At 63.7% G+C, this 12,832-nt stretch carries 15 protein-coding genes; 6 read left to right on the top strand and 9 right to left on the bottom strand.

Annotated elements, in window-relative coordinates; genetic code table 11:
- Positions 1-5: 5 nt before the first annotated feature.
- The 5 genes from JHL16_RS16820 to nthA all read right to left on the bottom strand — a co-directional run bounded on the left by JHL16_RS16820 (position 6) and on the right by nthA (position 4,201).
- Entirely contained in the window at positions 6-1,448 is a 1,443-nt protein-coding gene (locus tag JHL16_RS16820; protein WP_200186031.1) for a sugar-transfer associated ATP-grasp domain-containing protein, read from the bottom strand.
- Between the two features lie 121 nt (positions 1,449-1,569).
- A complete protein-coding gene (locus JHL16_RS16815; protein ID WP_200186030.1) occupies positions 1,570-2,481 on the bottom strand; it encodes a Kdo hydroxylase family protein in 912 nt (303 codons plus the stop codon).
- 154 nt (positions 2,482-2,635) lie between these two features.
- Positions 2,636-2,932, bottom strand: a complete 297-nt coding sequence (locus tag JHL16_RS16810) for a nitrile hydratase accessory protein (protein WP_210346032.1) — start codon at positions 2,930-2,932, stop codon at positions 2,636-2,638.
- The gene (gene nthB / locus JHL16_RS16805) at positions 2,919-3,578 is read right to left on the bottom strand and encodes a nitrile hydratase subunit beta (protein WP_200186028.1); all 660 of its coding nucleotides are present in this window, start codon (positions 3,576-3,578) and stop codon (positions 2,919-2,921) included. Before nthB ends, JHL16_RS16810 begins: the two co-directional genes overlap by 14 nt.
- Positions 3,575-4,201, bottom strand: a complete 627-nt coding sequence (nthA, locus tag JHL16_RS16800; protein ID WP_200186027.1) for a nitrile hydratase subunit alpha — start codon at positions 4,199-4,201, stop codon at positions 3,575-3,577. Before nthA ends, nthB begins: the two co-directional genes overlap by 4 nt.
- A gap of 60 nt (positions 4,202-4,261) precedes the next feature.
- Here nthA and JHL16_RS16795 point away from each other — a divergent pair, with 60 nt between their 5' ends.
- Together JHL16_RS16795 and JHL16_RS16790 are read left to right on the top strand one after the other, a co-directional pair.
- Entirely contained in the window at positions 4,262-4,939 is a 678-nt protein-coding gene (locus tag JHL16_RS16795; RefSeq protein WP_200186026.1) for a haloacid dehalogenase type II, read from the top strand.
- 10 nt (positions 4,940-4,949) lie between these two features.
- On the top strand, positions 4,950-5,507 hold the full coding sequence (locus JHL16_RS16790; protein WP_200186025.1) for a DUF1349 domain-containing protein: 558 nt from the start codon (positions 4,950-4,952) through the stop codon (positions 5,505-5,507).
- A gap of 131 nt (positions 5,508-5,638) precedes the next feature.
- Here the strand turns inward: JHL16_RS16790 and JHL16_RS16785 are convergent, their stop codons facing one another.
- Positions 5,639-6,418 carry a gamma-glutamyl-gamma-aminobutyrate hydrolase family protein gene (locus JHL16_RS16785; protein WP_200186024.1) on the bottom strand — a complete coding sequence of 260 codons (780 nt, stop codon included), beginning with the start codon at positions 6,416-6,418 and terminating at the stop codon, positions 5,639-5,641.
- A gap of 56 nt (positions 6,419-6,474) precedes the next feature.
- On the opposite strand from JHL16_RS16785, the gene JHL16_RS16780 reads away from it, so the two are divergent.
- Together JHL16_RS16780 and JHL16_RS16775 are read left to right on the top strand one after the other, a co-directional pair.
- Positions 6,475-7,677 carry an acyl-CoA dehydrogenase family protein gene (locus JHL16_RS16780; RefSeq protein WP_200186023.1) on the top strand — a complete coding sequence of 401 codons (1,203 nt, stop codon included), beginning with the start codon at positions 6,475-6,477 and terminating at the stop codon, positions 7,675-7,677.
- 34 nt (positions 7,678-7,711) lie between these two features.
- Positions 7,712-8,911: a pyridoxal phosphate-dependent aminotransferase gene (locus JHL16_RS16775; protein WP_200186022.1), complete on the top strand. Its 1,200-nt coding sequence runs from the start codon at positions 7,712-7,714 to the stop codon at positions 8,909-8,911.
- 19 nt (positions 8,912-8,930) lie between these two features.
- On the opposite strand, the gene pdxR is transcribed toward JHL16_RS16775, so the two are convergent.
- Positions 8,931-10,340, bottom strand: coding sequence for a MocR-like pyridoxine biosynthesis transcription factor PdxR (pdxR, locus tag JHL16_RS16770; protein ID WP_246770957.1), 1,410 nt, complete (start codon positions 10,338-10,340; stop codon positions 8,931-8,933).
- A gap of 101 nt (positions 10,341-10,441) precedes the next feature.
- Between pdxR and JHL16_RS16765 the strand changes: the two genes are divergently transcribed.
- Both JHL16_RS16765 and JHL16_RS16760 read left to right on the top strand, forming a co-directional pair.
- Positions 10,442-10,891, top strand: a complete 450-nt coding sequence (locus tag JHL16_RS16765; protein ID WP_200186021.1) for a carboxymuconolactone decarboxylase family protein — start codon at positions 10,442-10,444, stop codon at positions 10,889-10,891.
- Positions 10,888-11,358, top strand: a complete 471-nt coding sequence (locus tag JHL16_RS16760) for a cupin domain-containing protein (protein WP_246770956.1) — start codon at positions 10,888-10,890, stop codon at positions 11,356-11,358. Before JHL16_RS16765 ends, JHL16_RS16760 begins: the two co-directional genes overlap by 4 nt.
- Positions 11,359-11,436: 78 nt before the next feature.
- Here JHL16_RS16760 and JHL16_RS16755 read toward each other — a convergent pair whose 3' ends face one another.
- Both JHL16_RS16755 and JHL16_RS16750 read right to left on the bottom strand, forming a co-directional pair.
- Positions 11,437-11,808 carry an endonuclease domain-containing protein gene (locus JHL16_RS16755; protein ID WP_200186020.1) on the bottom strand — a complete coding sequence of 124 codons (372 nt, stop codon included), beginning with the start codon at positions 11,806-11,808 and terminating at the stop codon, positions 11,437-11,439.
- A 124-nt stretch (positions 11,809-11,932) separates the two neighbouring features.
- Positions 11,933-12,832 carry a MurR/RpiR family transcriptional regulator gene (locus tag JHL16_RS16750; protein WP_200186019.1) on the bottom strand — a complete coding sequence of 300 codons (900 nt, stop codon included), beginning with the start codon at positions 12,830-12,832 and terminating at the stop codon, positions 11,933-11,935.

The following is a 12,832-nucleotide window of genomic DNA, read 5'->3' as shown; positions in this document are numbered from 1 at the left end:
CCCGGTTATCCCGTGCCGTCGTTGATCAATGCCATCGTCTCGGGATCATTGCGGAGATGAAAGGCGATCAGCTCACCCAGACGCGAATTGCCGATGGGTTCGCGATAAGCGCGTTGCGGGAGATCGATGCCGGGAGCGCCATTGCCTTCGATCAGCACCGGTCCATTCGAGGTGATGGCGATGTCCCAGCCGATGATGACCCGTGGCGCGAAAGCCGCATGCGCCCGGCATGCCAGGGCGACCGTTTCCGGCCAGAAGGGCAGGATTCGACCTTCGATCGCGGCACCGGTGTCGGGATGATGCGTGCGCCATCCGACATCGGGCCGCAGGCCGATATCGGTGGCCGGGCCCAATCTCCCTGATTCCATCCCGACGGCGGCAATGATGCCGCCGGCATGAGAATTGTCGACCAGCCGGTTGGCGCCAATCGCCATGCGGAAGCCGGCATGCGTCGCCTCGTAACCGCCTTTCTCGTTGAGAAGGGTCAGGATGCGCACCGTTGTGAGGGCGCCATTGCTCAGATCACGGAGGGCTTCGTGACTGCGCAGCCGGGTCTGGACGATGACGTCCTGATCGCGTCCGTTGATCCGTTCGAGAAGTTCGTCCCGGCCGATCTGCTCACCATCGAGGAGCGATCGATAACGGCCATCCGGCATATAGAGCCACGCTTCCGCGCCGGTGCCGCCATTTCCCCGCAAGGTCTTGATGAAGAGATCGCAAGGCGGCAGCTCGATGGTCGCGAAAGAAGCGCCGGCCTTATGGACGAGATGGTTCGCCGGCACCGGCAGATCGTTGGCTCTGCAGCGCTTGATGAATTCGTCTTTCCTGGCGATGTTGGGAACGGCTTGCGATTTCATCAGGCGGTAGATGCCGCCCTTGAGCTCGAAACGATGCAGGTAGTCGCCGGCGCGCGCCAGCCTTTGCGCGTCGAAAAGCTCGAACATGTAGTAGGACGGCGGCAGACAGCCGAACCGCCAGGCGACGCTCAGCTGTTCCATTGCCTGTCTGGCCATGGGCTTGCCGGTGCGCCGGGCAATGGCCCGGCCGTTGAGGGTGGTGAACCAGATGCTCGTGAAGGCAAAGGTCGGCGGCCACGCCAGATACCAGGCCAACAGGCCGATACGCGCCAGAAAACCACGTTCACGCCAGAGGGCGCGGCAGTAGGCCTGATGAATGAAGCGGGCATTCGTTTCGGCGTGCCGCCGCATCATCCACAACAAATGCGGCGGGAGACAATGTACGACACGGGAGCGGTAACTTTCGCCATGTTGTCTGTCCACGATGGCCTCGACGATGTGGAAGGCCAGGCTCGATCGTACGCGCGGATCGCAGCTGGCGAGATAGATCTGTCCGAGATCGCTGCGAAACACCGCCTTCCAGAAGCCAATTCTCGTCCGCGCCCGATCGATCGGCGAGCCATCTGCGGGTGGTGGACGGAGGGAACGCATGATCAGGCGGCAGCCAGCATTACCAGTTGTCCAGATTCACAAGGTCTCAGAGGCCCCCGGCCCAGACAAAGTCGTCGATAGTTCACTCGCGCGGGTAGTGCCCGTAAATCCTGGGGCGCCGCTAAACCAGCGTGTGGCCGGAAAGGCGCTCGAGGATTCGCAGCGCGGACCGCGAGGGATCGCGCATGACCTCCGGCGGCAGGAAGAAGACCTGATCGAGCGCGTGCTGGCCGCTGACGCCGCCATGCAGGACGACGTCGGTCAGCGCCACCCATGCCGATCCGGCCGGGAAACTGAAATTGCGCCGCGGAGATTTCTTTTGGAAGTCGCGATCCTGCTTTCCCAGCTGGCGCATTTTTTCGAGCACGTGATCGTAGCCGGTGCGCTGACCCGTCACGATTCTGGCGAGACTGGCGGCGCGGTCGGTGGTCTTCTCGAACCAGCTGCGCTCGATACGAATCGAGGGCAGGTAGCGTTGCGCGAAATTCTCGAACCGCTCGCCGAGCTCCCATTCGCGCGGCCGGCCCGACGGGTCGATATTGCAGAATATGCGTAGCTTGCTGCGTCCCTGGGTGGGGTAGAGGTAAGTCGTATCGACATGGAGGCCCTGTCGCTGGGCGCGCTCGGCGGGGCGATAGATGATGCGGTTCTGCTCGCAGGCGCGCGCGAAGTCCGGCACCAGTTTTTCCAGCAAGTCGCGCGACCATACGGAATATCGGCGCAGCATCGCCTCGATCTCCCGCCTTTCGGGCATCCGGATGGAATTGAACAGCAGCCGATCGACGGCCATGTCGAAGGTCAGGGTCGGACGCCCAGTGCGCTTGGCGCGCTGCTCATTACCGCGAAAAATGATCTTCGGATCGGTAATGATGGCGCGCTCACGTTCGGTCAGCTCGAATCCGCAGCCTTTGAGATACAGCACATTGCCGTTCTCGAGCGCGTCGCGGACCTGAGCGCGTATGTCGGGAGCGGAGAAGTCGGTCCGTTCATCGAATTCCAGGACTTCGGCAATCGTACTGTCTGCAGCGGCCATGGAACCAAAGCTCACATCTGCACCGGTCGATGACGGAACCTAGCGCCGTTTGATGGGCCATTCCAGCGGAATCAGGACGTTGACCGATGTCCCGGTTTCTCCGTCCAATCACGCGCCAATCATGAGATTCCGACCATTTTTGCCGGGAGGAGCGTCAGCGGCCGAGCTCGATCGGCTTTCCGTGCGGCGTTGCCTTGGCGGCGCGGTCCCAGGCCTCGATGCGCGCCAGGCGCTCATCCGCGCTCATGAGGCGTTTCTCCTCGACGAGCTTCTCCAGGGCGGCGAGCCAGCACTCATAATAGCTTCGCGTGCCCTGCATCTTGATCTCGCGGCCGAGTGCTTCGGCCCATTCGGTCCAGGTGAAGAGGCCTTTCGCCTCGAGGCTCACCGCCATGGCGAAGGCCTGCGCCTCCCAGGGCTCGTTGAAGACCGGTTCGTCAGGCGGGTTCAAGATAAGGCTCCCAGAGATCGGCCGATACCGTGTCACGCGGATGGCGCGCTTCGCCCCATATGTCGCGCGCCGGAAATTTCACCGTGTAGAGCGTCGTCGGATTCTCGCCCTTGCCATGCGCATTGGTGTCGGGAAAGACATGGGCGCCATGCAGCCGCACGATCTCGCCCACATGGCCACGCAGATAACGCGGCAGGCGGGTATGGCCTGTCGGATGCATGTTCCGTGTACGCACTTTATCCCCGGGCTTGAAGCGCGGCGCCGCCGCGGCGGTCCGCGAGGTCGGTCCGCCTTTGGCAAGCACCGCCGCCACGTCCTTGGCGAGAAGCTTGCCCGCCACCGGCTTGGGCGGAACCGCCATCTTGCCGGCGGTGGCTTCCTCGCGCGTGACGAGGCCTTGCCCGACCATCAGCTCGATCAGCCCCGAGATCCAGATCTCATAATAGCTCATCGAGAGATATTTGGCGGGCGGCAGGCTTTCGCGCGCATGGCGTGATTTGTCGATGTTCCACTCCCGCGTGGCGCCCATGGCGAGGGTGAGCGCCAGCGCCCGACTCTCCCAGTCTGCATGGAAAAGCGGCTCGTTCGTTTCGGGCGCCATCGGGCCGAAGCCCATCTGGCCGCCCAGATCCTGCGGGCCGTTCATGAAGTGGCTCCCGGCTTCAAAGCAATGCCGGTGCCGATCATCGAGTCACGCGTCACCAACTGGCTGAGCTTCTCGGCGCTCCAGCCTTCGGTACCTTGGGGCCGCATCGGCAGTACCAGATAACGGATCTCGGCGGTCGAATCCCACACGCTGATGGCGGTGTCGTCGGGCAGCGTCAGGCCGAATTCGGCGAGCACGCCTCTGGGATCTATGACGGCGCGTGAGCGATAGGGCGGCGCCTTGTACCAGACAGGCGGCAGGCCCAGCACCGACCACGGATAGCAGGAGCACAAAGTGCAGACGACGAGGTTGTGCGTCCCCGGCGTATTCTCGACCGTCACCATATGCTCGCCCTGGCGGCCGGTATAACCCAGCGAGGCGATCGCCGCCGTCGCATCCGCGAGTAGCCAGGCCTTGTATTTGGGATCGCTCCAGGCCTTGGCGACGACACGGGCGCCGTTGCGCGGGCCGATCTTGGTCTCATAGGTCTCGATCAGCGTGTCGAGAGCTTCCGGTTCGACATAGCCCTTCTCGACGAGAAGGGATTCCAGCGCCTTCACCCGGAGCGCGATGGGGGAAAGCTCCGATCCTTCGTCATGGTCGTGATCATGGTCATGCGGCATTGTGTTTCTCTCCGAGGCGGCTAGCATAGGCCTCGGGCAGCGGGGAGAGAAGCGGTCATAATGGCGAAACTGGAGGGCATCAGGGCCTGCGTCTTCGACGCCTATGGCACGCTGTTCGACGTGCATTCGCCGGTGCAGAAGCTCGCCGCCGAGATCGGCGCGAAGGCCGACGCCCTGTCGCAACTCTGGCGGCAGAAGCAGCTCGAATATTCCTGGCTCCGGAGCCTGATGGGCGTCCATGCCGATTTCTGGCATGTGACCGGAGACGCGCTCGATTATGCGTTGGCCTTTCACGGCATCGACGAGCCGGGGCTCAAGGACGAGCTCCTGGCGCTGTATCTCAAGCTCGACGCTTATCCCGACGCCAGGGAAGCGCTGGGCGCGCTCAAATCGCGCAATATGCGCACCGCCATCCTGTCCAATGGCAGCCCGTCGATGCTTGATGCGGCGGTGCGCTCGGCCGGCATCGACAAGCTCCTCGATGAGGTTCTGTCGGTCGAAGATGTCGGCATCTACAAGCCGAGCCGGCGCGTCTATCGCCTGGCGATGCAGAAATTCGTCATCCATGACGCGCCCGCCATCTGCTTCGTCTCGGCCAATAGCTGGGATGCGCAGGCGGCGGCGCAATTCGGCTTCCAGGTGGTCCGCATCGACCGTTTCGGCCTGCCTCCTGACAAGATCCCGGGCAAGCCCGCCCGCCTCGTGAAATCGCTCACCGAGCTGCCGGCACTTCTATAGGAGTTACCTCATGCAATGGCTCAACGAACCTGCGCAATGGCGGGTGGACGGCAAGGACCTTTCCTTCGTCACCGGCGACAAGACCGATTTCTGGCAGCGGACCTTCAATGGCTGGCGCAATGACAACGGGCATTACTACCACGAGTCCGTCACGGGCGATTTCTCCGCAGAGGTCGTTTTCGCAGCAGGCTACAAGGCGCAATATGACCAGGCCGGCCTCATGCTGCGGATCAGCGCCGACCAGTGGATCAAGGCCGGCGTCGAATTCGCCCATGGCCATGCGGCGCTAAGCTCGGTCCATACGCAAGGCGCTTTTTCCGATTGGGCGATCGCGCGCGAGGTCGATGTCGGGGAGTCCGTTCGTCTGCGCCTGACGCGCAAAGGTGATGCCGTCTGTGTGCAATACAAGGCGGAGAAGGGATTCCGCACCTTGCGGCTCTGCACCATGCCCGGCGCAAGTACGGCGCTCATCGGCCCGATGGCCTGCTCGCCGATCGAAGGCGGCATGAATGTGCGCTTCTCGGGTTATTCGCGCGGGCCGGCGGTGGATTTCACCAGCGAGGTTTAGCTCGTGTCATCTGCCCTCATGCTGAGGTGGCCGCGAAGCGGCCCTCGAAGCATCCTTCAAGAGAAAGCGAGAGTGCTGAAGCAAACCCTTCGAGGCTCGCTTCGCTCGCACCTCAGGGTGAGGGGAAGTGCTTAGCTCGCGCGCGCCAGCTTGTCGTTCACGCGGCGTGCCGCATGGAGGCGGACGGCGTCGCCGAAGGCCTTGAACATCTTCACCGAGTCCGGATTGTTGGCGGCCTTGTATTCGGGATGCCATTGCGCTCCGAAAGCGAAGGCCTTGGCGCCCTTCACCGACACGGCCTCGATGATGCCATCGGGCGCGCGCGCTTCGACATTGAGGCCGGGCGCCACCTTGGCGATCGCCTGGCGGTGCAGGCTGTTCACCAGGGTCTCGCTCTTGCCGAGCATGCCTTCCAGCACGCCGCCCGGGGTGATGGCGATCGGATGCACCGGGCCATATTTGACGTCCATGTCCTCGACCTTGCGCGAGCGGTGGTCGAGCCGGCCTTCGCCGCGCTGCACCTCGGTCTCGAGCGTGCCGCCCATGACGACATTGAGCTCCTGGAAGCCGCGGCAGATGCAGAAGAGCGGCATGCCGCGGTCGAGCACGGCGCGGATCAGCTTCAAGGTGAGTTGGTCGCGGTGATGGTCATAGGGCTCGTGATCGGCGGTCGGCGTCGAGCCATAATGCGGCGGGTGCACATTGGAGACGGCGCCGGTCATCAGGATGCCGTCGAAATGGTCGAGCAGCGCCGAAAGGTCCATCGCCTCGGCAATGGCCGGGATCATCACCGGCAGGCATTGCGCCACGTCAGAGACGGCGCGCACATATTTGTCGCCGAGGGAATGGAAAAGGAGGTGGCTGTTTTCATAGGTGTCGGAGGGCAGGCCGACGAGGGGATGTCTGATCATGGTGGCCATTTGATACTCTAGAATGCGTGGCAAATCCATGGCACCTTGCCAGCCCCATGGATTTCACACTTCCCCCTGATATTGAGAGCCTCCGGCGCCGGACCCGCGATTTCATCCGCGGCGAGGTCCTGCCGCTCGAAGCCCGTTCCGACGTCTATGACGAGTTCGAGAATATCCGGCTCGACCGGTTGGACGAGTTGCGCGCCAAGGCCAAGGCCGCCGGCCTCTGGGCGCCGCAAATGCCGAAAGAGCGGGGCGGGCTCGGCCTGCCGGTCATCGGGTGGGCGGCGCTTTACGAGGAGGCCAATCACTCGATCTTCGGGCCGGCGGCGCTCAATTGCGCCGCGCCCGATGACGGCAATATGAGCGTGCTCAACAAGGTGCTGGCCACTGACGCGCAGAAGGACAAATGGCTGCAGCCGATCGTTGACGGAAAGGTCCGGTCTTCTTTCGCCATGACGGAGCCGGCGCCGGGCTCGGGCTCGGATCCCGGCGGCATGATGCTGACGCGCGCCGAAAAGAAGAACGATCGTTATGTGATCAGCGGTCGCAAATGGTTCATCTCGGGCGCCGCCGCGGCGCGGCATTTCATTCTCATCGCGCGGACATCGGACGACGCGCGGCATGGCCTCTCGGCCTTCCTCTATCATGGCGATGATCCGGGCTGGCGCATCGTCCGGCGTATCGACATCATGGGGCCGCAGGAGCATGGCGGCGTCTGCGAGCTCGAACTCGACGGCCTCGAAATACCGGCGGAGAACCGGCTGCTCGAGGACGGCGACGGTCTCAAATTCACACAATTGCGCCTGGGGCCGGCGCGCCTCACCCATTGCATGCGCTGGCTCGGCCTCGCCAAGAGATGTCTCGAGATCGCGCAGGCGCATGTGGCGGAGCGCCAGGCCTTCGGCACCAAGCTCGCCGAGCGGGAGTCAGTGCAGATGATGCTGGGCGATGTCGCCAAGGACATTGAGGTCGGCCGTCTTCTCACCATGAAAGCCGCCTGGGCGCTCGACAAGGGCGACAAGGCGCAGAGCGCCATCTCGATGGCGAAGATCCACGCGGCCGACACGTTGCACAAGGCGGCCGATACCGGCATTCAGCTCCTCGGCGCCAAAGGCTATTCCAAGGACACGGTGCTCGACTGGATCTACCGCTATGCCCGCGCCGCCCGCCTCATCGATGGCGCCTCGGAGGTGCATCGCATGCTGATCGCGCGCGCGCTCGGCAAAGAGGGCATCGATTTCTGGAAATGGAGCTAGGCCCGTCGGGCTAGCCAAGAGGAGCAGCACCATAATGCGTTTTGCGTCGCGGATACGGCCGGCCAGCCCGTCAGGGCGATCGTCATGGGACATTCACAGCGTCGCCGAGGAGATGATGGCAAAGGGCGAGGAGGTCATCGTCCTGACGGTGGGCGACAGCGATTTCGCCAGTCCCAAGGCGGCCGTCGATGCTGTCACCGATAGCCTGGCGCGCGGGCGTACCTATTATACCGCGCCCGCCGGCGATGACCCGTTGCGCGCCACGATCGCGCGCCAGCAGAGCCGGCTGATCGGCCGGGAGATTGCACCGGAGCAGGTCATCGTCACGGTCGGCGCGCAGAATGCGCTGCTCATCGCAAGCCTGTGCCTTCTCGATCCCGGTGATGAAGTCATCGTGCCCGAGCCGCTCTATTCGACCTATCCGGGCACGCTCGGTCTCGCCGGCGCGCGTATGGTCACCGTCGCCAGTCCGGCGGCGCAGGACTTTCATCCGCAGGTCGACGCCATCGCCGCCGCCATCACCCCGCGCACCAGGGCTATCTTTCTCGCCACGCCCAACAACCCGACCGGCGCCGTCTATCGCCAAGACGAACTGCGCCGGATCGGCGACATCTGCAAGCAGCATGATCTCTGGCTCGTGTCGGATGAGGTCTATGCCGGCATCGTTTATGAAGGGCATCATTTCTCGGCCGGCAGCCTGGCCGACATCGCCGATCGCACCGTCACCATCGGCAGCCTTTCCAAATCGCATGCCATGGCGGGCTGGCGGCTCGGCTGGATGGTGGCGCCCCTGGCGCTCGCCCGGCAAGCCGAGAGAGTCAGCACCTGGGTCACCTTCGGCATTCCGACTTTCATCCAGGATGCCGCGGTGGTGGCGCTCGAAACACAGCCCGACGGCATGCCCGAACTCAAGGAAGCCTATGCGCGCCGGCGGCAGTTGTTCTGCGACCGGCTCATGAATGTCCCGGGCGTGGTGCCGCATTGGCCGGAGGGCGGCATGTTCGTGATGCTCGATGTCAGCGGCTCCGGGCTTCCGGCCTATGAGTTCGCGATGGGACTGGTCCGGGAAAAGCGCGTGGCAACTGTGCCCTCGGATGACTTCGGCGCCAGCGCACAAGGTTATCTGCGGGTCAATCTGGGCGCCGCCGACGCGCTGATCGAGGAAGCGGCGGCGCGTATCGCCGACTACGCCTTCGCCCTCCATGAAGAGAAAGCGACCCCTACGCCCGCGTGAATTGCTGCCGGACTGATGTCTATCCGTGCCGGATCAGATTTTCGAGGTCGGCAAGGGCAGAAGCGAGCCGCTTTTTGTCCGGCAGGTTGGTCACGCTGAGCACAAGGCCGGTATCGCTCGGGCGCGGCTCCTTGTACCAGGTCGATAGAGCGTTCGGACTTATGCCCAGCGTCAATGCCTCGCGGGCGATGCGCCGGTCGTCGGTGCCTTCCGGCAGGTGCAGCAGAAGGCCCAATCCCGCCATCGCTTCGGTGCCGCCAAGCGCGCCTTTGATTGCGGCGCGCAGAACATCGCGGCGGGCGGCATAGAGCCGCTTCATGCGGCGCAGATGGCGCATATAGTGGCCCTCGCGCATGAAGAGGGTGACCGCGCGCTGGATCTGCGGAGCGGGTGCCGGCGACAGTGCCGATGCGACGTCTTTGAAATGTGAGCTGAGCTCGGCCGGCGCCACGATGAAGCCCAGGCGCAAAGCCGGGCTGATCGTCTTGCTGAAGGTGCCGATATGGATGACGCGCCCCGCCTGATCGACGGCGGCGAGGGCCGGCGTGGCACGGCCCTTCAACTGCAACTCGCTCAGATAATCGTCTTCGATGATCCAGGCATTCGCGCGCATCGCCCAGTCGAGCAAAGCGCGCCTTCGCGCCAGCGACAAGGTCATGCCGAGCGGCGCCTGCTGGTCGGGAGTCACCAGAGCCGCCTGCGCATCAGGCGCCTGACGGATGCCGTCTTCGACGATGAGGCCCTCCTGATCGGTGCGCACCGGCACGATGGTAGCGCCGGCCAATTCCAGCGCCTGGCGCGACAGTGGATAGCCGGGCTCCTCCATCCACACGGTCTTGCCCTCGAGCGCCAGCGCGCGCAGCACGAAGCCCAATCCGCCGGAAAAGCCGTTGGTGATGAAGATCTGCGCCGGCGCCGCCCGGATGCCGCGCGCGATGGCGAGATAGGCGGCGATCTCCTGGCGCAGCTCCGGCTCACCCTTGGGATCGGGATAACTCGCGGGCAGGATGGCGGTCTCGCGCGCCGCCCGCGCCATCAGGCGCGACCACAGCTTGAACGGGAACTCGTCCTGCGCCGGCACGCCCATCTGAAAGGGCAGGGGTGCGGTGGAGAAGTGATCGAACAATCCGGGGAACCGCTCCGTTGGTTCGATTTTCTCAACCGGCGGCTTGGCCGGCAGGTAGTCGGCGACATGCGTTCCGGCCGAGCCCGAGGTGACGATGAGCTGCGCATCGACGAGGCCGTCATAAGCCGCTCTCACGGTACCGCGCGCCACACCGAGCTGGGCGGCGAGGTCGCGCCAGGACGGCAGGCGCGCACCGGGCTTGAGCCGGCCTTCGCCGATGGCGAGCGCTATGCCATCCCGGATCTGGCGGGTGAGCGGCGCGCCGCTGCTCCGGTCGAGGCTCAGGAGGAAAGGATCGGTCATGGTCGGATGGTACAGCAGTTTATGCCATTCTTGGTGCTTTTTATTGGCCCTGCCAGAGCGCATCTCAAGCTCGACATTACAGCTCATCAGGAATGACACTCATGACCCTCCGCCTCGATTATATGAAAGCCGCTCCCGCCGGCATGGCCGCCATCAGGGCCACGCGCGACTATGTCGCCAAAAGCGGCCTGCCGCAGACCCTCATCGATCTCGTCAATCTGCGCGTCTCGCAGATCAATGGCTGCGCCTATTGCATCGACATGCATTCGCGTGACCTGCTGAAGCACGGACTCGACGTGGCGAAGCTGGTGCTGGTGCCGGCGTGGCGCGAAGGCGGCAAGCTCTTCGACGCGCGTGAGCAGGCGGCTCTCGCCTGGGCCGAAACGGTGACGCGTGTGGCCGAGACCGGCATTCCCGATGCCGACTATGCAGCGGTGGCGGCCGCGTTCACCGAAAAGGAAGTGGCCGATCTCACCATCGTGATCGGCCTCATGAATCTCTACAACCGCATCGCCATCGGCTTCCGCTCGACGCCCGAGGCCGCCAAATGACCGGGCGCGCCATCCACCCCGCCGCACTGGCGATGCTGGCTTCCGGCCTCATCGTCATTGCGGGCTTGGCGGCGCTCTCCCGTCATGGTCCGATCGCGATGAGCACGGGCGTGGAAGAGAGTGCGGCGCCCTCACGCGCGCGCGAGCAGGTGATATCCTGCGAGAAGCTGCCCAATGTGCCGGGCAAATCCATCACCACGACGCTCGTCGAATTTCCTCCGGGCGTCGTGGTGCCGAGCCATCGTCATGCCGGCTCGGTCACCGCCTATGTGCTCAAAGGCACGCTGCAGTCGCAGTTGAACAGCGACCCCGTCGGCACATTCGGTCCGGGCGGCAGCTGGTTCGAGCCGCCGGGCACGCTGCATACCTACGTCGCCAATCCGAGCCCGACCGAGCCCGCGGAGATCATGGCGATCTTCGTCGCCGACAGCGATTGCGGCAAGCTGACGATCTTCGAGGATGAATAAGAGAGCGGCACTCTTGCAGTGTTTCCCCTCTCCCGTCCGAAGGATGGGAGAGGGTGCCCGAAGGGCGGGTGAGGGCTCTTACTGGGCGTGAGAAACTGTGCCTTCGAGTGCCAGCAAAATCATATCCATGACGTCATCAAAACGGCGATAGATATCATCGTTCAATATGCGAAGAATCCGATAGCCTTGTAGTTCGAGATAAGCTGATCGTCGATCGTCATAGGCGATTTCTTCGTCGGTCGAATGCGTTACGCCATCGACCTCAACGACGAGGCGAGCCTCGCGGCAGAGAAAGTCCACTGTATACGGGCCGATCGGATATTGTCGAGTGAACTTGTGGTTCTGGAGTCTTCGGTCACGTAGGCCTGACCACAGTCGTGCTTCAGCCGGAGTTTGAACGCGGCGAAGGCGACGCGCCTGATCGAGGCGCTTTGATTGGGTAATTCCCATCTTGCGTTCAATTCTGCCACAAAGCTCAGGTGGAACAATGAGCCCTCACCCGGCCTTCGGCCACCCTCTCCCATGCTGCGCACGGGCGAGGGGGAAAATCCTTCATGCGCCAACGCAAGAGGTCTCACTTCTTCGGTCTGGGCACGCGGACGAATTCGTCGAAATGGCGGCCGAGATCGCGCATGACCTCGAAGCGTTTCTTGGCTTTGGCGCCGAGCCTCGTCGCCACAGCATTGGTGAGAAGATTCAGCAGCACGCTCAAAGCGGCGGTCGAGTCGAAGAAGGTCTGCACATGGGTATGGCCTTCGAAGACATATTTCGTGTAGCCGGCCGCCCAATGGCTGAACCGGTCGGTCACGATCACGGTCGGAAGTCCCATCTGTTTGACCCGGTCGAGCAGCTTCACGCCCCGCGTGGCATAGGCCGCAGTGTCGACATGGACGAGCAGGCTCTTCTTCGGATCGGCGGTGAGGATCTCGGTATAGGTGCCGGTGTTGTCGTCGATATGGAAGACGTCGGGCCTCGCATAAAGCAGCCGGCTGGCGAAATCGAGCGCCAGACCCTGCGAGGCCTGGAAGCCGACGACGAAAATCGTCTCACGCCGCGCGATCTCATCGACCGCCTCGGCCCAAAGTTCGGAGCCAGCCAACGCATAGGCCTTGCGCACCGCATCGAGCTCCAGCTCGAGGCTGCCCTTCAGGCTTTCGGGCTCGCCGCCGCGCACCCGGAAACGGTCATGGATGTCGTCGACCGTGCCGGGATCGGTCTGGACGCTGCCGCGCAGCCGGTCCTTCAAGTCGCGCAAGCCCGCAAAGCCCAGGCTGCGTACGAAACGCGATACCGTCATCTCGCTCACCCCGGTCGTCTGGGCGAGGCTCGCGCCGGTCTCGAAGGGCAGCAGATGCTCGTTGCTCAGCATGTGGGTGGCAAGGGCGCGCTCCGACTGCGACAGGCTTTCGAGGCGCGGCGCCAGGATCGCCTTGAGGTCGAAGTTCCGTGGTTCGTTCTTTTTGCTTCTGGACAT

Origin of the sequence: Taklimakanibacter albus, assembly GCF_016595235.1 — a bacterium.
Lineage (GTDB): Bacteria > Pseudomonadota > Alphaproteobacteria > Rhizobiales > Aestuariivirgaceae > Taklimakanibacter > Taklimakanibacter albus.
The sequence above is the reverse complement of the archived record's forward strand: the minus strand, read 5'-3'. Positions and strand labels throughout refer to the sequence as shown.